We start from the raw sequence: 21,327 nt of genomic DNA, 5'->3' as shown, positions 1-21,327 counted from the left end.
AAGCTGAAGGCTGATGGCTGGTGGCTCTTGCCACCGGCCTTTTTCCGTTCTTGGCTGTCGACTCGGTCGCCGCCATTAACGCGCTGTAGCCACCCGATGCGGTGGTGCAAACCATGGGGTTTGCAAGATTTTCTGGCTGCTCCCGTCGGGGGGGCCAAACAAGCAGGTGACCAAGCTGGGGAACGCTGATGGCTTACTCATATACTGAGAAAAAACGTATCCGCAAGGACTTTAGCAAGTTGCCGGACGTCATGGATGTCCCGTACCTTCTGGCTATCCAGCTGGATTCGTATCGTGAATTCTTGCAGGCGGGAGCGACCAAAGATCAGTTCCGCGACGTGGGCCTGCATGCGGCCTTCAAATCCGTTTTCCCGATCATCAGCTACTCCGGCAATGCTGCGCTGGAGTACGTCGGTTATCGCCTGGGCGAACCGGCATTTGATGTCAAAGAATGCGTGTTGCGCGGTGTTACGTACGCCGTACCTTTGCGGGTAAAAGTCCGTCTGATCATTTTCGACAAAGAGTCGTCGAACAAAGCGATCAAGGACATCAAAGAGCAAGAAGTCTACATGGGTGAAATCCCCCTGATGACTGAGAACGGTACCTTCGTTATCAACGGTACCGAGCGTGTAATCGTTTCCCAGCTGCACCGTTCCCCGGGCGTGTTCTTCGACCACGACCGCGGCAAGACGCACAGCTCCGGCAAGCTCCTGTACTCCGCGCGGATCATTCCGTACCGTGGTTCGTGGTTGGACTTCGAGTTCGACCCCAAAGACTGCGTGTTCGTGCGTATCGACCGTCGTCGCAAGCTGCCGGCCTCGGTACTGCTGCGCGCGCTCGGCTATACCACTGAGCAAGTGCTGGATGCTTTCTACACCACCAACGTATTCAGCCTGAAGGATGAAACCCTCAGCCTGGAACTGATTGCTTCGCGTCTGCGTGGTGAAATTGCCGTCCTGGACATCCAGGATGAGAAGGGCAAGGTCATTGTTGAGGCGGGTCGTCGTATTACTGCGCGCCACATCAACCAGATCGAAAAAGCCGGTATCAAGTCGCTGGACGTGCCTCTGGACTACGTCCTGGGTCGCACCACCGCCAAGGTCATCGTTCACCCGGCCACAGGCGAGATCCTGGCTGAGTGCAACACCGAGCTGAACACCGAGATCCTGGCCAAAATCGCCAAGGCCCAGGTTGTTCGCATCGAGACCCTGTACACCAACGATATCGACTGCGGTCCGTTCGTCTCCGACACCCTGAAGATCGACTCCACCAGCAACCAATTGGAAGCGCTGGTCGAGATCTATCGCATGATGCGTCCTGGCGAGCCACCAACCAAAGACGCTGCCGAAACCCTGTTCAACAACCTGTTCTTCAGCCCTGAGCGCTATGACCTGTCTGCGGTCGGCCGGATGAAGTTCAACCGTCGTATCGGTCGTACCGAGATCGAAGGTTCGGGCGTGCTGTGCAAGGAAGACATCGTTGCGGTCCTGAAGACCCTGGTCGACATCCGTAACGGCAAAGGCATCGTCGATGACATCGACCACCTGGGTAACCGTCGTGTTCGCTGTGTAGGCGAAATGGCCGAGAACCAGTTCCGCGTTGGCCTGGTACGTGTTGAGCGTGCGGTCAAAGAGCGTCTGTCGATGGCTGAAAGCGAAGGCCTGATGCCGCAAGACCTGATCAACGCCAAGCCAGTGGCTGCGGCGGTGAAAGAGTTCTTCGGTTCCAGCCAGCTCTCGCAGTTCATGGACCAGAACAACCCGCTCTCCGAGATCACCCACAAGCGCCGTGTTTCTGCACTGGGCCCGGGCGGTCTGACCCGTGAGCGTGCAGGCTTTGAAGTTCGTGACGTTCACCCGACGCACTACGGTCGTGTTTGCCCGATCGAAACGCCGGAAGGTCCGAACATCGGTCTGATCAACTCCCTGGCTGCCTATGCGCGCACCAACCAGTACGGCTTCCTCGAAAGCCCGTACCGTGTGGTGAAAGACGCGCTGGTGACCGACGAGATCGTCTTCCTGTCCGCCATCGAAGAAGCTGATCACGTGATCGCCCAGGCTTCGGCCACGATGAACGACAAGAAAGTCCTGATCGACGAGCTGGTAGCTGTTCGTCACTTGAACGAGTTCACCGTCAAGGCGCCGGAAGACGTCACCTTGATGGACGTATCGCCCAAGCAGGTAGTTTCTGTTGCCGCGTCGCTGATCCCGTTCCTGGAACACGATGACGCCAACCGTGCGTTGATGGGTTCCAACATGCAGCGTCAAGCTGTACCGACCCTGCGCGCTGACAAGCCGCTGGTAGGTACCGGCATGGAGCGTAACGTAGCTCGTGACTCCGGCGTTTGCGTCGTGGCTCGTCGTGGCGGCGTGATCGACTCCGTTGATGCCAGCCGTATCGTGGTTCGTGTTGCCGATGACGAAGTTGAAACTGGCGAAGCCGGTGTTGACATCTACAACCTGACCAAATACACCCGCTCGAACCAGAACACCTGCATCAACCAGCGTCCGCTGGTGAGCAAGGGTGATCGCGTTCAGCGTAGCGACATCATGGCCGACGGTCCGTCCACCGATATGGGTGAGCTGGCTCTGGGTCAGAACATGCGTATCGCGTTCATGGCATGGAACGGCTTCAACTTTGAAGACTCCATCTGCCTGTCCGAGCGTGTGGTTCAGGAAGACCGCTTCACCACGATCCACATCCAGGAACTGACCTGTGTGGCGCGTGACACCAAGCTTGGGCCTGAGGAAATCACTGCAGACATCCCGAACGTGGGTGAAGCTGCACTGAACAAGCTGGACGAAGCCGGTATCGTTTATGTAGGTGCTGAAGTTGGCGCTGGCGACATTCTGGTCGGTAAGGTCACTCCGAAAGGCGAGACCCAACTGACGCCAGAAGAGAAGCTGTTGCGTGCCATCTTCGGTGAAAAAGCCAGCGACGTTAAAGACACCTCCCTGCGCGTACCTACCGGTACCAAGGGTACTGTCATCGACGTACAGGTCTTCACCCGTGACGGCGTTGAGCGTGATGCTCGTGCACTGTCCATCGAGAAGACCCAGCTCGACGAGATCCGCAAGGACCTGAACGAAGAGTTCCGTATCGTTGAAGGCGCGACCTTCGAGCGTCTGCGTTCCGCCCTGGTAGGCCACAAGGCCGAAGGCGGCGCAGGTCTGAAGAAAGGTCAGGACATCACCGACGAAATCCTCGACGGTCTTGAGCACGGCCAGTGGTTCAAACTGCGCATGGCTGAAGACGCTCTGAACGAGCAGCTCGAGAAGGCCCAGGCCTATATCGTTGATCGCCGCCGTCTGCTGGACGACAAGTTTGAAGACAAGAAGCGCAAATTGCAGCAGGGCGATGACCTGGCTCCAGGCGTGCTGAAAATCGTCAAGGTTTACCTGGCAATCCGTCGTCGCATCCAGCCGGGCGACAAGATGGCCGGTCGTCACGGTAACAAAGGTGTGGTCTCCGTGATCATGCCGGTTGAAGACATGCCGCACGATGCCAATGGCACCCCGGTCGACGTCGTCCTCAACCCGTTGGGCGTACCTTCGCGTATGAACGTCGGTCAGATCCTTGAAACCCACCTGGGCCTCGCGGCCAAAGGTTTGGGCGAGAAGATCAACCGTATGATCGAAGAGCAGCGCAAGGTCGCAGACCTGCGTAAGTTCCTGCACGAGATCTACAACGAGATCGGCGGCCGCAAAGAAGAGCTGGATACCTTCTCCGACCAGGAAATCCTGGACCTGGCGAAGAACCTGCGCGGCGGCGTTCCAATGGCTACCCCGGTGTTCGACGGTGCCAAGGAAAGCGAAATCAAGGCCATGCTGAAACTGGCAGACCTGCCAGAAAGCGGCCAGATGCAGCTGTTCGACGGCCGTACCGGCAACAAGTTCGAGCGCCCGGTTACTGTTGGCTACATGTACATGCTGAAGCTGAACCACTTGGTAGACGACAAGATGCACGCTCGTTCTACCGGTTCGTATAGCCTGGTTACCCAGCAGCCGCTGGGTGGTAAGGCTCAGTTCGGTGGTCAGCGTTTCGGGGAGATGGAGGTCTGGGCACTGGAAGCATACGGTGCTGCATACACTCTGCAAGAAATGCTCACAGTGAAGTCGGACGATGTGAACGGTCGTACCAAGATGTACAAAAACATCGTGGACGGCGATCACCGTATGGAGCCGGGCATGCCCGAGTCCTTCAACGTGTTGATCAAAGAAATTCGTTCCCTCGGCATCGATATCGATCTGGAAACCGAATAACACGTGACGCGAATCGAGAGCGGGGCTGTTTAGCCCGCTCTCTGCTCCGCCAGGAGGAAAGGCCTTGAAAGACCTACTGAATTTGCTGAAAAACCAGGGTCAAGTCGAAGAGTTCGACGCCATCCGTATTGGACTGGCATCGCCTGAGATGATCCGTTCGTGGTCGTTCGGTGAAGTTAAAAAGCCGGAAACCATCAACTACCGTACGTTCAAACCTGAGCGTGACGGCCTGTTCTGCGCCAAGATCTTTGGCCCGGTAAAGGATTACGAGTGCCTGTGCGGTAAGTACAAGCGCTTGAAGCACCGTGGTGTGATCTGCGAGAAGTGCGGCGTTGAAGTTGCACTGGCCAAGGTTCGTCGTGAGCGCATGGCGCACATCGAGCTGGCTTCGCCGGTTGCCCACATCTGGTTCCTGAAATCGCTGCCGTCCCGTATCGGCTTGCTGATGGACATGACCCTGCGTGATATCGAACGCGTTCTCTACTTCGAGAGCTATGTCGTTATCGATCCAGGCATGACCACCCTTGAAAAAGGTCAGCTGCTCAACGACGAGCAGTACTTTGAAGCGCTGGAAGAATTCGGCGACGATTTCGATGCCCGCATGGGTGCCGAAGCTGTCCGCGAACTGCTGCACGCTATCGACCTGGAACACGAGATTGGCCGCCTGCGCGAAGAGATTCCGCAAACCAACTCCGAAACCAAGATCAAGAAACTGTCCAAGCGTCTGAAGTTGATGGAAGCCTTCCAGGGTTCCGGCAACCTGCCAGAGTGGATGGTGCTGACCGTTCTGCCGGTTCTGCCGCCAGACCTGCGTCCGCTGGTACCGTTGGACGGTGGTCGTTTCGCGACGTCCGACCTCAACGACCTGTACCGCCGCGTGATCAACCGTAACAACCGCTTGAAGCGCCTGCTTGACCTGTCCGCTCCGGACATCATCGTGCGTAACGAAAAGCGTATGTTGCAAGAAGCGGTCGATGCCCTGCTCGACAACGGTCGTCGTGGCCGCGCTATTACCGGTTCCAACAAGCGTCCTCTGAAATCCCTGGCTGACATGATCAAGGGTAAGCAAGGTCGTTTCCGTCAGAACTTGCTCGGTAAGCGTGTTGACTACTCCGGTCGTTCGGTAATTACCGTAGGCCCGACCCTGCGTCTGCACCAGTGCGGTCTGCCTAAGAAGATGGCGCTGGAGCTGTTCAAGCCGTTCATCTTCGGCAAGCTGGAAATGCGCGGTCTCGCGACCACCATCAAAGCGGCCAAGAAAATGGTCGAGCGCGAACTGCCAGAGGTTTGGGACGTTCTCGCTGAAGTGATTCGCGAACACCCGGTCCTGCTCAACCGTGCACCGACCCTTCACCGTCTGGGTATCCAGGCGTTTGAACCGGTACTGATCGAAGGTAAGGCTATCCAGCTGCACCCGCTGGTCTGTGCTGCGTACAACGCCGACTTCGACGGCGACCAAATGGCCGTGCACGTACCGCTGACACTGGAAGCCCAGTTGGAAGCGCGTGCGTTGATGATGTCGACCAACAACATCCTGTCGCCAGCCAACGGTGAGCCAATCATCGTTCCGTCGCAGGACGTTGTATTGGGTCTGTACTACATGACCCGTGAAGCGATCAACGCCAAGGGCGAAGGTCGTGTATTCGCTGACCTGCAAGAAGTTGACCGTGTGTTCCGTGCCGGCGAAGCCGCACTGCACGCCAAGGTCAAGGTTCGGATCCACGAAACCGTCAACGACCGTGACGGCGGCAGCGTGAGCAACACCCGTATCGTCGACACCACTGTCGGCCGTGCGCTGTTGTACCAGGTTGTGCCAAAAGGTCTGTCGTACGACGTCGTCAACCTGCCGATGAAGAAAAAGGCGATCTCCAAGCTGATCAACCAGTGCTATCGCGTGGTTGGTCTGAAAGAGACCGTGATCTTCGCTGACCAGTTGATGTACACCGGTTTTGCCTATTCGACCATTTCCGGCGTTTCCATCGGTGTTAACGACTTCGTTATCCCGGATGAAAAAGCCCGCATCATCAGTGCTGCCACTGATGAAGTGAAAGAGATCGAGAGCCAGTACGCCTCCGGCCTGGTAACCCAGGGCGAGAAGTACAACAAAGTGATCGACCTTTGGTCCAAGGCCAACGACGAAGTGTCCAAGGCGATGATGGCCAACCTCTCGAAAGAGAAGGTTATCGACCGTCATGGCGTGGAAGTCGATCAAGAGTCTTTCAACTCGATGTACATGATGGCCGACTCGGGCGCACGGGGTTCTGCTGCGCAGATCCGTCAGCTCGCCGGTATGCGTGGCCTGATGGCCAAGCCGGACGGTTCCATCATCGAAACGCCGATTACTGCGAACTTCCGTGAAGGTTTGAGCGTACTTCAGTACTTCATCTCTACTCACGGTGCTCGTAAAGGTCTGGCGGATACCGCGTTGAAAACCGCTAACTCCGGTTACCTGACTCGTCGTCTGGTAGACGTTGCACAAGATCTGGTTGTAACCGAGATCGATTGCGGCACCGAGCACGGCCTGCTGATGACTCCGCACATTGAAGGCGGTGACGTTGTAGAGCCGCTGGGTGAGCGCGTATTGGGTCGTGTTATTGCCCGTGACGTGTTCAAGCCAGGTACCGAGGAAGTTATCGTTCCTGCCGGCACCCTGGTGGATGAAAAGTGGGTCGAGTTCATCGAACTCAACAGCATCGACGAAGTGATTGTTCGCTCGCCGATCAGCTGCGAAACCCGCTACGGCATCTGCGCCAAGTGCTACGGCCGTGACTTGGCCCGTGGTCACCAGGTGAACATCGGTGAAGCGGTTGGCGTTATCGCTGCCCAGTCCATCGGTGAGCCGGGTACCCAGCTGACCATGCGTACGTTCCACATCGGTGGTGCGGCCAGCCGGACCTCCGCAGCCGACAGCGTTCAGGTGAAGAATGGCGGTACTGTCCGTCTGCACAACCTCAAGCACGTTGAGCGAGTGGATGGCTGCCTGGTAGCCGTGTCCCGTTCCGGTGAGCTGGCGATCGCTGATGACTTCGGTCGTGAGCGTGAGCGTTACAAGCTGCCGTACGGTGCTGTGATTTCGGTTAAGGAAGGTGACAAGGTCGACGCTGGCGCAATCGTGGCCAAGTGGGATCCGCACACTCACCCAATCGTTACCGAAATGAAAGGTACCGTGACCTACGTGGGCATGGAAGAAGGCATCACGATCAAGCGTCAGACTGACGAATTGACCGGTATGACCAACATTGAAGTGCTCGACGCCAAAGACCGTCCAGCTGCCGGTAAAGACATCCGTCCTGCCGTGAAGATGGTCGATGACAACGGCAAGGATCTGTTGCTGCCAGGCACTGACGTTATCGCTCAGTACTTCCTGCCAGCCAACGCCTTGGTCGGTGTGGCGGATGGTGCGAAGATCGCGATCGGTGATGTTATCGCGCGTATCCCGCAAGAAACTTCAAAGACCCGTGACATCACCGGTGGTCTGCCGCGTGTTGCCGACTTGTTTGAAGCGCGTCGTCCGAAAGAAGCGTCGATCCTGGCTGAAGTCAGCGGCACCATCGCGTTCGGTAAAGAGACCAAGGGCAAGCGCCGCCTGGTCATTACTCCGAACGACGGTAGCGATCCGTATGAAGAGCTGATTCCGAAGTGGCGTCACCTGAACGTCTTTGAAGGCGAACAGGTAAACCGCGGCGAAGTTATCTCCGACGGCCCGAGCGATCCACACGACATCCTGCGTCTGCTGGGTGTGAGTGCGCTGGCCAAGTACATCGTCAACGAGATCCAGGACGTTTACCGTCTGCAAGGCGTGAAGATCAACGATAAGCACATCGAGACCATCCTGCGTCAGATGCTGCGTAAAGTTGAAATCGCTGAATCCGGCGATTCGAGTTTCATCAAGGGCGACCAGATGGAACTGACTCACGTACTGGTAGAAAACGAGCGTCTGGCAACCGAAGAGAAGTTTGTTTCCAAATTCACTCGTGTGTTGCTGGGTATCACCAAGGCGTCGTTGTCCACTGAGTCGTTCATCTCGGCGGCCTCCTTCCAGGAGACCACTCGCGTACTGACCGAAGCAGCGGTAACCGGCAAGCGCGATTACCTGCGCGGCCTGAAAGAAAACGTGGTTGTGGGTCGTCTGATCCCGGCCGGTACCGGCTTGGCCTACCACAGCGAGCGTAAGCGTCGCCGTGAACTCGACAAGCCGTTGCGCGTAAGCGCCAGTGAAGTGGAAGCTGCACTGACCGAAGCGCTGAACTCTAGCGGTAACTGAGTTCTGCGATAAATAAGGCCGGGCCCTGGCAGCCCCGTTCGTCGGAACAAGACAGTTTTGTCGGGTTTCGATGGAAGGGGAGGTCGGGGCCTTGCCTTGACTGGGGGCAAGATCCTCTTTAGACTCTTGTACCCCTAAATTTGGCGGGAATTCGTTCCTGCCATTTTGCTTTTCTTGCAAGACAATAGCGTCGCAAGACAACAGTGGAGCTAGTAGATGGCAACTATCAACCAGCTGGTACGTCAGCCGCGTAAGCGTATCGTCGAGAAATCCGACGTGCCTGCGCTGCAGAACTGCCCGCAACGTCGTGGCGTATGCACTCGCGTGTATACCACTACGCCGAAAAAACCTAACTCGGCACTGCGTAAAGTATGCCGTGTGCGCCTGACCAACGGTTTCGAGGTTTCCTCGTACATCGGTGGTGAAGGCCACAACCTGCAAGAGCACAGCGTGGTACTGATCCGCGGCGGTCGTGTAAAAGACTTGCCAGGTGTTCGTTACCACACCGTACGCGGCTCCTTGGATACTTCCGGCGTTAAAGGTCGTAACCAGGGTCGTTCGAAGTACGGTACCAAGAAGCCTAAGTAGTAGCGGCTTTTTGTAAACTGAATCATCTTATTTTCTGAGTCGATAAGAGTAAGGTCGGAGGCGTCCCGCAAGGGCACCGATTCCGAACGAACCTGAAGACCGTTTGAGGGCTTATCCATGCCAAGAAGACGCGTAGCAGCCAAGCGCGAAGTGCTTGACGATCCAAAATACGGAAGCCAAATCCTGGCCAAGTTCATGAACCACGTGATGGAAAGCGGCAAGAAAGCCGTTGCCGAGCGTATCGTTTATGGCGCGCTGGAAAAGGTTAAAGAACGCAAGAACAGCGATCCCCTGGAAATCTTCGAGAAAGCTCTCGACGCCATCGCTCCGCTGGTCGAAGTGAAGTCGCGCCGTGTAGGCGGTGCTACTTACCAGGTTCCGGTCGAAGTTCGCCCGTCCCGTCGTAACGCCCTGGCAATGCGCTGGTTGGTAGACTTCGCCCGTAAGCGCGGCGAGAAGTCTATGGCTCTGCGTTTGGCCGGCGAGCTGTTGGACGCTGCTGAAGGTAAAGGTGCTGCTGTTAAGAAGCGTGAAGACGTGCACCGTATGGCTGAAGCTAACAAAGCTTTCTCGCACTACCGCTTCTAATCTTAGCTTCACTAATTTTGCGAGGGCTTTATGGCTCGTACTACTCCGATTAGCCGCTACCGTAACATCGGTATCGTTGCTCACGTGGATGCTGGTAAAACCACCACCACTGAGCGCGTACTGTTTTACACCGGCAAAAGTCACAAAATGGGCGAGGTGCATGATGGCGCCGCGACCACAGACTGGATGGTTCAGGAGCAGGAGCGTGGTATTACCATTACTTCTGCTGCTATTACCGCCTTCTGGAAAGGTTCTGCCAAGCAGTACAAGGACGAGCACCGCTTTAACGTAATCGATACCCCGGGCCACGTGGACTTCACTATTGAAGTTGAGCGTTCCCTGCGTGTACTCGACGGCGCGGTCGTTGTGTTCTGCGGTACTTCGGGTGTTGAGCCTCAGTCGGAAACCGTATGGCGTCAAGCCAACAAGTACGGTGTTCCACGTCTTGTTTACGTAAACAAGATGGACCGTGCCGGTGCGAACTTCCTGCGCGTGATCGGTCAGATCAAGCAGCGCCTGGGTCACACTCCGGTGCCAATCCAGTTGGCAATCGGTTCCGAAGACAACTTCCAGGGCCAGATCGATCTGATCACCATGGAAGCGGTCTACTGGAACGATGCCGACAAAGGCATGACTCCTCGTCGCGAGCCTATTCCTGCTGAACTGCAGGAGCTGGCTGACGAATGGCGCAACAACCTGGTAGAAGCTGCGGCCGAAGCCAACGAAGAATTGATGAACAAGTACCTCGAAGGTGAAGAACTCACCAACGTGGAAATCAAGGCTGCTCTGCGTCAGCGTACTATTGCTGGTGAGATCGTCTTGGCTGTTTGTGGTTCTTCCTTCAAGAACAAGGGTGTTCCCCTGGTTCTCGACGCCGTGATCGACTACCTGCCTGCTCCAACCGACATTCCTGCTATCAAGGGTACCAACCCGGATAACGAGGAAGAAGAGATGGAGCGACATGCAGACGACAGCGAGCCGTTCTCGGCCTTGGCGTTCAAGATCGCTACCGACCCATTCGTGGGTACCCTGACTTTCGTCCGCGTTTACTCGGGCGTGTTGGCCTCCGGCGACGGCGTGATCAACTCGGTCAAGGGCAAGAAAGAGCGTGTGGGTCGTATGGTGCAAATGCACGCAAACGCCCGTGAAGAGATCAAGGAAGTGCGCGCTGGTGACATCGCGGCCCTGATCGGCATGAAGGACGTCACCACTGGTGAAACCTTGTGCAACGCTGATAAGCCAATCATCCTGGTTCGCATGGACTTCCCGGAGCCGGTTATTTCGGTTGCCGTAGAGCCTAAGACTAAGGATGACCAGGAAAAAATGGGTATCGCACTGGGCAAGCTTGCTCAGGAAGATCCATCTTTCCGCGTCAAGACTGATGAAGAGACTGGTCAAACGATCATCTCCGGCATGGGCGAGTTGCACCTGGACATCCTGGTTGACCGGATGCGCCGTGAGTTCAACGTCGAAGCCAACATCGGTAAGCCTCAGGTTTCCTATCGTGAGCGCATCACGAAGAACTGTGAAATCGAAGGCAAGTTCGTTCGTCAGTCCGGCGGTCGTGGTCAGTTCGGTCACTGCTGGATCCGTTTTGCTCCTGCTGACGAAGGTCAGGAAGGTCTGCAATTCGTGAACGAAGTAGTAGGTGGTGTTGTTCCTAAGGAATACATCCCTGCTATCCAGAAGGGCATCGAGGAGCAGATGAAGAACGGTGTTGTTGCCGGCTATCCGCTGATCGGCCTGAAAGCAACCGTTTTTGACGGTTCTTACCACGACGTCGACTCCAACGAGATGGCGTTTAAGGTGGCTGCCTCCATGGCAACCAAGCAACTGGCCCAGAAGGGCGGTGGTGAGTTGCTTGAGCCAATCATGGCGGTAGAAGTTGTTACACCTGAAGACTATATGGGTGATGTCATGGGCGACCTTAACCGTCGTCGCGGCATGATCTTGGGTATGGAAGACACGGTTTCCGGCAAAGTGATTCGCGCCGAGGTTCCGTTGGGTGAGATGTTCGGTTATGCGACCGACGTTCGCTCCATGTCCCAGGGTCGCGCAAGCTACTCTATGGAATTCAAAAAATACAACACAGCTCCGGCGCATATCGCTGAAACTGTATCCAAAAAACAAGGCTGATTCAGTCCTTTAGGCAAGGAGTTAATTGTCGTGGCTAAAGAAAAATTTGATCGTTCCCTACCGCACGTCAACGTTGGCACCATCGGTCACGTTGACCACGGTAAAACCACTCTGACTGCTGCTCTGACTCGCGTTTGCTCCGAAGTATTCGGTTCCGCAATCGTTGATTTCGATAAAATCGACAGCGCGCCAGAAGAAAAAGCTCGTGGTATCACCATCAACACCGCGCACGTTGAATACAACTCGCTGATCCGTCACTACGCTCACGTTGACTGCCCAGGTCACGCCGACTATGTGAAGAACATGATCACCGGTGCTGCCCAGATGGACGGCGCAATCCTGGTTTGCTCGGCCGCTGATGGTCCGATGCCACAAACCCGTGAGCACATCCTGCTGTCCCGTCAGGTTGGCGTTCCGTACATCGTGGTTTTCCTGAACAAGGCTGACCTGGTAGACGACGCTGAGCTGCTGGAACTGGTTGAGATGGAAGTGCGCGATCTGCTGAGCACTTACGACTTCCCAGGCGACGACACTCCGATCATCATCGGTTCTGCTCGTATGGCTCTGGAAGGTAACGACGAAAACGAAATGGGCACCACTGCTGTTCGTAAACTGGTTGAGACTCTGGATAGCTACATTCCAGATCCAGTTCGTGTTATCGACAAGCCGTTCCTGATGCCAATCGAAGACGTATTCTCGATCTCCGGTCGCGGTACTGTTGTAACTGGCCGTATCGAGCGCGGTATCGTCAAGGTTCAGGATCCACTGGAAATCGTTGGTCTGCGTGACACTACCGTCACCACCTGCACCGGTGTTGAAATGTTCCGTAAGCTGCTCGACGAAGGTCGTGCTGGCGAGAACTGCGGCGTTCTGCTGCGTGGTACCAAGCGTGACGACGTTGAGCGTGGCCAGGTTCTGGTCAAGCCAGGTTCGGTCAAGCCGCACACCAAGTTCGAAGCTGAAGTGTACGTGCTGAGCAAAGAAGAAGGCGGTCGTCACACTCCGTTCTTCAAAGGCTACCGTCCACAGTTCTACTTCCGTACTACTGACGTGACTGGTAACTGCGAACTGCCGGAAGGCGTTGAGATGGTAATGCCGGGCGACAACATCAAAATGGTTGTTACCCTGATCAAAACCATCGCAATGGAAGACGGTCTGCGCTTCGCTATCCGTGAAGGCGGCCGTACCGTTGGTGCTGGTGTTGTAGCTAAAATCATCGAGTAAGCATCTCTTCTGAGATAGCTTCGATGCTTTGAAAAGCCCCCGCTCAGCGGGGGCTTTTTTATTGGGTTGACACCTATCTGGGGCGTCTATAGAATTGCGCCTCCTTTTAACGGGCGTATTGCGCTCGCTGGGAATAGCAGCCGGAGTCTGAAATCCAATGCAAAATCAGCAAATCCGTATCAGGTTGAAGGCTTTTGACCATCGCCTGATCGACCAATCCACCCAGGAAATCGTGGAAACCGCGAAACGTACTGGGGCACAAGTGCGTGGTCCTATTCCACTGCCTACCCGCAAAGAGCGGTTCACCGTTCTGGTCTCCCCGCACGTCAACAAAGACGCGCGTGACCAGTACGAGATCCGTACTCATAAGCGCGTTCTGGACATCGTCCAGCCAACGGATAAAACCGTTGATGCTCTTATGAAGCTTGATCTGGCGGCCGGTGTGGAAGTACAGATCAGCCTCGGCTAAGACTCGGGTCTTAGTCGTGTAACGCTCTGAAATGGGCGGCCATAGCGGGTGAAAGCCCCGTACACTCATGAGGTTTACAACATGACTATTGGTGTAGTCGGTCGTAAATGCGGTATGACCCGTATTTTCACCGAAGAAGGTGTCTCCATTCCGGTCACGGTCATTGAGATCGAGCCGAATCGCGTCACCCAGTTCAAAACTGAAGAAACCGATGGCTATCGTGCAGTGCAAGTCACTGTCGGCGAGCGTCGTGCTTCGCGCGTGACTGCTGCTCAAGCAGGTCACTTCGCTAAAGCAAACGTTGCAGCTGGTCGTACTGTCATGGAGTTCCGTCTTGAAGATGGCGACTACCAGGCTGGCGATCTGATCAACGCTGAAATCTTCGCCGCTGGTCAACTGGTTGATGTAACCGGTCAGTCCAAGGGTAAAGGCTTCCAGGGTACGATCAAGCGTTGGAATTTCCGTGGCCAAGACAACACTCACGGTAACTCCGTTTCCCACCGCGTCCCGGGCTCTATTGGCCAGTGCCAGACTCCTGGTCGTGTATTCAAGGGCAAAAAAATGTCCGGTCATATGGGCGCTGAGCGCGTGACCGTGCAGTCCCTCGAAGTAGTGCGCGTCGACGCTGAACGCAATCTGTTGTTGGTCAAGGGTGCTGTTCCTGGCGCTACTGGCGGCAACCTGGTTGTACGTCCAGCGGCCAAGGCTCGCGGTTAAGGGGAAGCTGACATGCAATTAAATGTAAATGACGCTCAAGCGATCGAAGTTTCCGAACTGACATTTGGCGGCGAATTCAACGAGACGCTCGTTCACCAAGCAGTCGTGGCCTACATGGCCGGCGGCCGTCAAGGTAGCAAGCAGCAAAAGACCCGTTCCGACGTTCGTGGTGGCGGTAAGCGCCCTTGGCGTCAGAAAGGTACTGGCCGTGCTCGTGCCGGTACTATCCGTAGCCCAATCTGGCGTGGCGGCGGTACCACTTTCGCAGCTCGTCCACAGGATCACTCTCAGAAGCTCAACAAGAAGATGTATCGCGCAGCACTGCGCTCCATCCTTGCTGAACTCGTGCGTACTGATCGTCTGGTCGTGGTTCAGGACTTCGCTGTTGAAGGTCCAAAAACCAAAGATCTGCTGGGCAAGCTGAACAACATGAATCTGACCGACGTTTTGATCGTGTCCGAAGCTGTTGATCAGAACCTGTACCTGGCTGCTCGCAACCTGCCACACGTTGATGTCCGTGACGTGCAAGGTTCCGATCCAGTTAGTCTGATCGCATACGACAAGGTGTTGATCACCGTGTCGGCCGTGAAGAAATTCGAGGAGCTGCTGGGATGAACCAGGAACGCGTATTTAAAGTTCTGCTTGGCCCGCACGTTTCCGAAAAGGCTACGGTTCTGGCTGACAAGAAAGGCCAGTTCGTTTTCAAGGTTGCAACTGACGCAACCAAGCTGGAAATCAAGAAGGCCGTCGAAAGCCTGTTCAGCGTGAAAGTAGAGCGTGTTACTACCCTGAATGTTCTGGGTAAGAGCAAGCGCACTGCTCGCGGTCTGGGCAAGCGTAATGACTGGAAGAAGGCAGTTATCTCCCTTCAGCCAGGCCAAGATCTCGATTTCAGCAGCAGTGCTGAGTAAGGAAGGGGTGCATCATGGCAATCGTTAAATGCAAACCGACTTCCCCTGGCCGCCGTTTTGTGGTCAAGGTGGTCAACCAGGAGCTGCATAAAGGCGCTCCTCACGCACCGCTGCTCGAGAAGAAATCGAAGACTGGTGGTCGTAACAACAATGGTCGTATTACCACTCGTCACATCGGTGGTGGCCATAAGCAGCATTATCGTCTGGTCGATTTCCGTCGCAACGACAAAGATGGCATCTCTGCCACTGTCGAGCGTATCGAATACGATCCAAACCGTACTGCTCACATCGCTCTGCTGCTGTACGCAGATGGCGAGCGTCGCTACATCATCGCGCCTAAAGGCGTGAGTGCTGGCGACCAGCTGATCGCAGGTGCCCTGGCACCGATCAAGCCGGGCAACGCTCTGCAGCTGCGTAACATTCCAGTTGGTAGCACCGTACACGGCATCGAATTGAAGCCAGGTAAAGGCGCACAGATCGCTCGTTCCGCTGGTGCTTCGGCTCAGCTGATCGCTCGTGAAGGTGTCTACGTGACCCTGCGTCTGCGTTCTGGTGAGATGCGTAAAGTACTGGCTGAGTGCCGTGCGACCCTGGGCGAAGTCTCGAACTCCGAGCACAGCCTGCGTTCGTTGGGTAAAGCTGGTGCCAAACGCTGGCGTGGCGTTCGCCCAACCGTTCGTGGTGTTGCCATGAACCCGGTTGACCACCCACACGGTGGTGGTGAAGGTCGTACCTCTGGTGGTCGTCATCCGGTATCGCCATGGGGCTTCCCGACTAAGGGCGCGAAGACTCGTGGTAATAAGCGTACCGACAAAATGATCGTCCGTCGTCGCAAGTAAATAGAGGGATACGACAGTGCCACGTTCTCTGAAAAAAGGTCCTTTTATTGATCTTCACCTACTGAAGAAGATCGAAGTGGCGGCGGAAAAGAACGATCGCAAACCAGTTAAGACCTGGTCGCGCCGTTCTATGATCCTGCCACAAATGGTCGGTTTGACCATCGCAGTACACAACGGTCGTCAGCACGTCCCAGTTCTCGTTAACGAAGACATGGTCGGCCACAAACTGGGCGAGTTTGCCGGTACCCGCACTTATCGTGGGCACGTGGCAGACAAGAAAGCCAAGCGTTAAGGGGTTAGGAAATGGAAGTAGCCGCTAAGTTGTCGGGCGCTCGAATCTCCGCCCAGAAAGCCCGCTTGGTCGCCGACCAGATCCGCGGGAAGAAGGTGGGCGAAGCGCTCAACCTGTTGGCTTTCAGCAGTAAGAAAGCCGCCGAGATCATGAAGAAAGTGCTGGAGTCGGCCGTAGCCAACGCCGAGCATAACGAAGGCGCAGACGTTGATGACCTGAAGGTCAGCACCGTTTTCGTCAACGAAGGGCGTTCGCTGAAGCGTATCATGCCGCGTGCCAAAGGCCGTGCTGATCGCATCGTCAAGCGGTCTTGCCATATCACTGTCAAGGTTGCTGACAAGTAACGGAGTCGAAGAGATGGGTCAGAAAGTACATCCCATTGGCATTCGCCTGGGAATCGTCAAGGAGCACACCTCCGTCTGGTACGCAGACGGTCGGACTTATGCGGACTATTTGTTCGCTGATCTGAAGGTGCGTGAGTATCTCCAAGACAAACTAAAAAGCGCGTCCGTAAGCCGTATCGATATCCATCGTCCGGCCCAAACTGCACGTATCACCATCCACACCGCTCGTCCAGGTATCGTTATCGGGAAGAAAGGTGAAGATGTTGAGAAACTGCGTCAGGACCTGACCAAGCAAATGGGTGTGCCTGTGCACATCAATATCGAAGAGATCCGCAAGCCGGAGCTCGACGGTATGCTGGTTGCGCAGAGCGTAGCTCAGCAGCTGGAGCGCCGCGTAATGTTCCGTCGTGCTATGAAGCGCGCTGTACAGAACGCCATGCGCATTGGTGCCAAGGGCATCAAAATCCAAGTGAGCGGTCGTCTCGGCGGTGCTGAAATCGCACGTACTGAATGGTATCGCGAAGGTCGTGTGCCACTGCACACCCTGCGTGCCGACATCGACTATGCCAACTACGAAGCTCACACCACTTACGGTGTGATCGGTGTAAAGGTTTGGATCTTCAAGGGCGAAGTAATTGGTGGTCGCCAAGAAGAACTGAAACCACAAGCACCAGCGCCTCGTAAAAAAGCTGCTAAGTAAGGGGTACGCCAAATGTTGCAACCTAAGCGTACGAAGTTCCGCAAGCAGATGACAGGCCACAACCGTGGTCTGGCACAGCGCGGTAGCAAAGTCAGCTTCGGCGAGTTCGCGCTGAAGTCTGTAGCTCGTGGTCGTCTCACCGCTCGTCAGATCGAGTCAGCGCGTCGTGCACTGACCCGTCACGTAAAACGTGGCGGCAAGATCTGGATCCGTGTATTCCCGGACAAGCCGATCTCCAAAAAACCTCTCGAGGTTCGGATGGGTAAAGGTAAGGGTAACGTGGAATACTGGGTAGCCCAGATTCAGCCAGGCAAAGTCCTGTATGAAATCGAGGGTGTAACTGAAGAGCTGGCGCGTGAGGCTTTTGCCCTGGCTGCTGCAAAGCTGCCGCTCGCCACCGCCTTTGTTAAACGGACGGTGATGTGATGAAAGCGAATGAACTTCGTGAAAAATCCGCACAGCAGCTGAACGAGCAACTGCTCGGCCTGCTGCGCGACCAGTTCAATCTGCGTATGCAGAAAGCAACTGGCCAGTTGGGGCAGTCTCATCTGCTCTCGCAAGTTAAGCGTGACATTGCTCGCGTGAAGACTGTGCTCAACCAGCAGGCAGGTAAGTGATCATGGCTGAAGCCGAAAAGACTGTCCGTACGCTGACTGGCCGTGTTGTCAGCGACAAGATGGACAAAACCATCACCGTTTTGATCGAGCGTCGCGTTAAGCACCCGATCTACGGTAAATATGTTAAGCGTTCGACTAAGCTGCACGCGCACGACGAAACCAACCAGTGCCACATCGGCGACAAAGTCACTATTCGTGAAACTCGTCCGCTGGCCAAGACCAAGTCTTGGGCACTGGTTGATGTTCTCGAACGCGCTGTGGAAGTCTAAGGACTAGGGGTCGGAGAAATTATATGATTCAGACTCAATCCATGCTCGATGTGGCCGATAACAGCGGCGCTCGCCGTGTTATGTGCATCAAGGTGCTGGGTGGCTCCCATCGTCGTTACGCTGGTATCGGTGACATCATCAAAGTTACCGTCAAGGAAGCAATTCCGCGCGGTAAAGTGAAAAAAGGCCAAGTGATGACTGCTGTTGTAGTCCGCACTCGTCACGGCGTACGTCGTGCTGATGGCTCCATTATCCGCTTTGATGGCAACGCTGCTGTTCTTCTGAACAACAAGCAAGAGCCGATCGGCACCCGTATCTTTGGGCCAGTGACCCGTGAACTTCGTACTGAGAAGTTCATGAAGATCGTCTCGCTCGCCCCAGAAGTGCTGTAAGGAGATCCGACATGCAAAAGATTCGTCGTGACGACGAGATCATCGTGATCGCCGGCAAAGACAAAGGTAAGCGCGGTAAGGTGCTGAAGGTTCTTGCTGATGACCGTCTGGTCATTGGTGGTCTGAACCTGGTCAAGCGTCATACCAAGCCTAACCCCGCGTCGGGCGTACAGGGCGGTATCGTCGAGAAAGAAGCGCCATTGCACGCTTCTAACGTCGCCATCTTCAACGGCGAAACCAACAAGGCTGACCGCGTTGGTTTCAAAGTAGAAGACGGTAAGAAAATTCGTGTCTTCAAGTCGACCCAAAAAGCGGTTGATGCTTGAACACTGCTAGGTAGATAAGACCATGGCACGACTAAAAGAGATTTACCGGAAGGAAATCGCTCCGAAGCTTAAGGAAGAACTTAAGCTTTCGAACGTGATGGAAGTTCCGCGCGTTACCAAAATCACCCTGAACATGGGTCTGGGCGAAGCGATCGGCGACAAAAAAGTCATCGAACACGCTGTTGCTGACCTGGAAAAGATCACCGGTCAAAAAGTCGTTGTGACTTACGCTCGGAAATCCATCGCTGGCTTTAAAGTCCGTGAAGGTTGGCCGATCGGCGTCAAAGTGACTCTGCGCCGTGAGCGTATGTACGAGTTCCTGGATCGTCTGCTGTCGATCTCCCTGCCTCGGGTTCGCGACTTCCGCGGCCTGAATGCCAAGTCCTTCGATGGTCGTGGTAACTACAGCATGGGCGTGAAAGAGCAGATCATCTTCCCGGAAATCGACTACGACAAGATCGATGCTCTCCGCGGTCTGGACATCACCCTGACCACCACTGCCAAGAACGATGATGAAGGCCGCGCTCTGCTGCGTGCGTTCAAATTCCCGTTCCGCAACTGATTGGAGTAGGACCATGGCCAAGATGAGCATGAAAAACCGCGAGCTGAAGCGTCAGCTCACGGTTGCCAAGTACGCCAAGAAGCGTGCAGCACTGAAAGCTATCATCGTTGATCTGAACGCAAGTCCAGAAGCGCGTTGGGAAGCTACAGTAGCTCTGCAGAAGCAGCCACGTGACGCAAGCGCCTCGCGCATGCGTAACCGCTGCCGCCTGACCGGTCGTCCACACGGCGTTTACCGCAAGTTCGGCCTCGGCCGTAACAAACTGCGTGAAGCGGCTATGCGTGGTGACGTACCAGGTCTGGTCAAAGCCAGCTGGTAAGTACTTTCGACGTCTCGGTGGCCAGGATCGCAAGATACTGACCGCCGGTGGCCTAGAAACTGGAACAAGCCCCTTTTGGGGCTTGTTTCATTTCCGGAGTGTGTCTAAAATACGCGGCTCGCCTGAGCCCGTGTGTTTTATGCCCGGAGATTCTCGGTGACATATGTAGCCGCAAGGCTAATTTTTTTGTATTAGGAGCGTCTAGCCCATGAGTATGCAGGACCCGTTAGCGGACATGCTAACTCGTATCCGTAATGCCCAGATGGCTGAAAAGTCCGTCGTAAGCATGCCATCTTCCACGTTGAAGGTAGCTGTTGCCAAAGTCCTGAAAGACGAAGGCTACATTGCGGGTTATCAGATCAGCAGCGAAATCAAGCCACTGCTGTCCATCGAGCTGAAGTACTTCGAAGGCCGTCCGGTCATCGAGGAAGTGAAGCGCGTTAGCCGTCCAGGCCTGCGTCAGTACAAGTCCGTTGAAGATCTGCCGAAAGTTCGTGGCGGTCTCGGTGTGTCTATCGTCTCCACCAACAAAGGTGTGATGACGGATCGTGCTGCGCGCGCTGCCGGTGTCGGCGGCGAAGTTCTTTGCACTGTGTTCTAAGGGGGGATAAGCATGTCTCGCGTCGCTAAGAACCCCGTTAAGCTGCCAGCCGGTGTCGAAGTCAAATTCGCAGGCCAACAGCTTTCGGTGAAGGGTGCCAAGGGTACTCTTGAACTGAACATCCATTCGTCCGTTGAGATCGTTGAAGAAGCTGGTGAGCTGCGTTTCGCTGCTCGCAATGGCGATCAACAAACTCGCGCAATGGCCGGTACCACGCGTGCGTTGGTAAACAACATGGTCCAAGGCGTAAGCCAAGGCTTCGAGCGTAAGCTCCAGCTGGTCGGTGTTGGTTACAAAGCGCAAGCAAAAGGCACGGTTTTGAACCTGGCCCTTGGCTTCTCGCACCCAGTGGATTACGAACTGCCGGAAGGCATCACCGCTGAAACTCCTAGCCAGACCGATATCCTGATCAAGGGCATCGATAAGCAGCTGGTAGGTCAAGTGGCTGCCGAGATCCGCGACTTCCGTCCACCAGAGCCGTACAAAGGCAAAGGTGTGCGCTACGCGGACGAAGTCGTCCGTCGTAAAGAAGCCAAGAAGAAGTAGGGCATAGCAAATGACCGACAAAAAAGTTACTCGACTGCGTCGCGCTCGCAAAGCACGCCTGAAAATGCACGAACTCGAAGTCGTGCGTCTCTGCGTGTTCCGCTCGTCGCAGCACATCTACGCCCAGGTCATCTCGGCCGACGGCAACAAAGTCCTGGCAAGCGCCTCGACTTTGGATAAAGAACTGCGTGATGGTGCCACTGGCAACATCGACGCGGCCACTAAGGTTGGCCAGCTGGTCGCTACGCGTGCTAAGGCCGCTGGCGTCTCGCAAGTGGCTTTCGACCGCTCTGGCTTCAAGTACCACGGCCGCGTTAAAGCGCTGGCTGATGCTGCTCGTGAAGCTGGGCTGGAGTTCTAA

At 55.5% G+C, this 21,327-nt stretch carries 24 protein-coding genes; all 24 read left to right on the top strand.

Annotation, left to right across the window (positions count from 1 at the left end):
* Positions 1-188: 188 nt before the first annotated feature.
* The 24 genes from rpoB (at position 189) to rplR (ending at position 21,327) form a co-directional block, all read left to right on the top strand.
* Complete coding sequence (rpoB, locus tag AC07W7_RS21425) at positions 189-4,262, top strand: DNA-directed RNA polymerase subunit beta (protein WP_029299252.1); 4,074 nt, start codon at positions 189-191, stop codon at positions 4,260-4,262.
* 64 nt (positions 4,263-4,326) lie between these two features.
* On the top strand, positions 4,327-8,526 hold the full coding sequence (gene rpoC / locus AC07W7_RS21420) for a DNA-directed RNA polymerase subunit beta' (RefSeq protein WP_076964126.1): 4,200 nt from the start codon (positions 4,327-4,329) through the stop codon (positions 8,524-8,526).
* A 216-nt stretch (positions 8,527-8,742) separates the two neighbouring features.
* On the top strand, positions 8,743-9,114 hold the full coding sequence (rpsL, locus tag AC07W7_RS21415) for a 30S ribosomal protein S12 (RefSeq protein ID WP_002555494.1): 372 nt from the start codon (positions 8,743-8,745) through the stop codon (positions 9,112-9,114).
* A 117-nt stretch (positions 9,115-9,231) separates the two neighbouring features.
* A complete protein-coding gene (gene rpsG, locus AC07W7_RS21410) occupies positions 9,232-9,702 on the top strand; it encodes a 30S ribosomal protein S7 (RefSeq protein WP_002555493.1) in 471 nt (156 codons plus the stop codon).
* Positions 9,703-9,732: 30 nt separating this feature from the next.
* Positions 9,733-11,838: an elongation factor G gene (fusA, locus tag AC07W7_RS21405; protein ID WP_076964125.1), complete on the top strand. Its 2,106-nt coding sequence runs from the start codon at positions 9,733-9,735 to the stop codon at positions 11,836-11,838.
* A 30-nt stretch (positions 11,839-11,868) separates the two neighbouring features.
* On the top strand, positions 11,869-13,062 hold the full coding sequence (gene tuf / locus AC07W7_RS21400) for an elongation factor Tu (RefSeq protein WP_029299269.1): 1,194 nt from the start codon (positions 11,869-11,871) through the stop codon (positions 13,060-13,062).
* A 157-nt stretch (positions 13,063-13,219) separates the two neighbouring features.
* Positions 13,220-13,531 carry a 30S ribosomal protein S10 gene (gene rpsJ, locus AC07W7_RS21395; RefSeq protein WP_003186070.1) on the top strand — a complete coding sequence of 104 codons (312 nt, stop codon included), beginning with the start codon at positions 13,220-13,222 and terminating at the stop codon, positions 13,529-13,531.
* 81 nt (positions 13,532-13,612) lie between these two features.
* Complete coding sequence (gene rplC / locus AC07W7_RS21390) at positions 13,613-14,248, top strand: 50S ribosomal protein L3 (protein WP_003194649.1); 636 nt, start codon at positions 13,613-13,615, stop codon at positions 14,246-14,248.
* Between the two features lie 12 nt (positions 14,249-14,260).
* Entirely contained in the window at positions 14,261-14,863 is a 603-nt protein-coding gene (gene rplD, locus AC07W7_RS21385) for a 50S ribosomal protein L4 (protein WP_029299292.1), read from the top strand.
* Positions 14,860-15,159, top strand: coding sequence for a 50S ribosomal protein L23 (gene rplW / locus AC07W7_RS21380; protein WP_002555488.1), 300 nt, complete (start codon positions 14,860-14,862; stop codon positions 15,157-15,159). The genes rplD and rplW overlap by 4 nt, the downstream gene beginning before the upstream one ends.
* 14 nt (positions 15,160-15,173) lie before the next feature.
* Positions 15,174-15,998: a 50S ribosomal protein L2 gene (gene rplB / locus AC07W7_RS21375; protein WP_003176423.1), complete on the top strand. Its 825-nt coding sequence runs from the start codon at positions 15,174-15,176 to the stop codon at positions 15,996-15,998.
* A gap of 16 nt (positions 15,999-16,014) precedes the next feature.
* Positions 16,015-16,290: a 30S ribosomal protein S19 gene (gene rpsS, locus AC07W7_RS21370; protein WP_002555486.1), complete on the top strand. Its 276-nt coding sequence runs from the start codon at positions 16,015-16,017 to the stop codon at positions 16,288-16,290.
* 11 nt (positions 16,291-16,301) lie between these two features.
* Entirely contained in the window at positions 16,302-16,634 is a 333-nt protein-coding gene (gene rplV / locus AC07W7_RS21365; RefSeq protein ID WP_003103908.1) for a 50S ribosomal protein L22, read from the top strand.
* A gap of 13 nt (positions 16,635-16,647) precedes the next feature.
* The gene (rpsC, locus tag AC07W7_RS21360; protein WP_003176422.1) at positions 16,648-17,334 is read left to right on the top strand and encodes a 30S ribosomal protein S3; all 687 of its coding nucleotides are present in this window, start codon (positions 16,648-16,650) and stop codon (positions 17,332-17,334) included.
* Positions 17,335-17,346: 12 nt separating this feature from the next.
* Complete coding sequence (gene rplP / locus AC07W7_RS21355; protein WP_003232424.1) at positions 17,347-17,760, top strand: 50S ribosomal protein L16; 414 nt, start codon at positions 17,347-17,349, stop codon at positions 17,758-17,760.
* Positions 17,760-17,951 (top strand): 50S ribosomal protein L29, encoded by a 192-nt coding sequence (gene rpmC, locus AC07W7_RS21350; protein ID WP_002555481.1) that lies wholly within the window; start codon positions 17,760-17,762, stop codon positions 17,949-17,951. The genes rplP and rpmC overlap by 1 nt, the downstream gene beginning before the upstream one ends.
* A 2-nt stretch (positions 17,952-17,953) precedes the next feature.
* A complete protein-coding gene (rpsQ, locus tag AC07W7_RS21345) occupies positions 17,954-18,220 on the top strand; it encodes a 30S ribosomal protein S17 (RefSeq protein ID WP_003176419.1) in 267 nt (88 codons plus the stop codon).
* 23 nt (positions 18,221-18,243) lie between these two features.
* On the top strand, positions 18,244-18,612 hold the full coding sequence (gene rplN / locus AC07W7_RS21340; protein WP_002555479.1) for a 50S ribosomal protein L14: 369 nt from the start codon (positions 18,244-18,246) through the stop codon (positions 18,610-18,612).
* 11 nt (positions 18,613-18,623) lie between these two features.
* Positions 18,624-18,938, top strand: coding sequence for a 50S ribosomal protein L24 (rplX, locus tag AC07W7_RS21335; RefSeq protein ID WP_029299388.1), 315 nt, complete (start codon positions 18,624-18,626; stop codon positions 18,936-18,938).
* 22 nt (positions 18,939-18,960) lie between these two features.
* On the top strand, positions 18,961-19,500 hold the full coding sequence (gene rplE, locus AC07W7_RS21330; protein ID WP_003210069.1) for a 50S ribosomal protein L5: 540 nt from the start codon (positions 18,961-18,963) through the stop codon (positions 19,498-19,500).
* Between the two features lie 13 nt (positions 19,501-19,513).
* Positions 19,514-19,819 (top strand): 30S ribosomal protein S14, encoded by a 306-nt coding sequence (gene rpsN, locus AC07W7_RS21325; protein WP_003176414.1) that lies wholly within the window; start codon positions 19,514-19,516, stop codon positions 19,817-19,819.
* 208 nt (positions 19,820-20,027) lie between these two features.
* A complete protein-coding gene (rpsH, locus tag AC07W7_RS21320; RefSeq protein WP_017848802.1) occupies positions 20,028-20,420 on the top strand; it encodes a 30S ribosomal protein S8 in 393 nt (130 codons plus the stop codon).
* A gap of 12 nt (positions 20,421-20,432) precedes the next feature.
* Positions 20,433-20,966, top strand: a complete 534-nt coding sequence (rplF, locus tag AC07W7_RS21315; protein WP_003176412.1) for a 50S ribosomal protein L6 — start codon at positions 20,433-20,435, stop codon at positions 20,964-20,966.
* Between the two features lie 10 nt (positions 20,967-20,976).
* The gene (gene rplR / locus AC07W7_RS21310; protein WP_003186037.1) at positions 20,977-21,327 is read left to right on the top strand and encodes a 50S ribosomal protein L18; all 351 of its coding nucleotides are present in this window, start codon (positions 20,977-20,979) and stop codon (positions 21,325-21,327) included.

Source organism: Pseudomonas sp. GW821-FHT01D09 (assembly GCF_059422465.1).
Note: the sequence above shows the minus strand (reverse complement) of the source record. Positions and strands in the feature narration are given on the sequence as shown.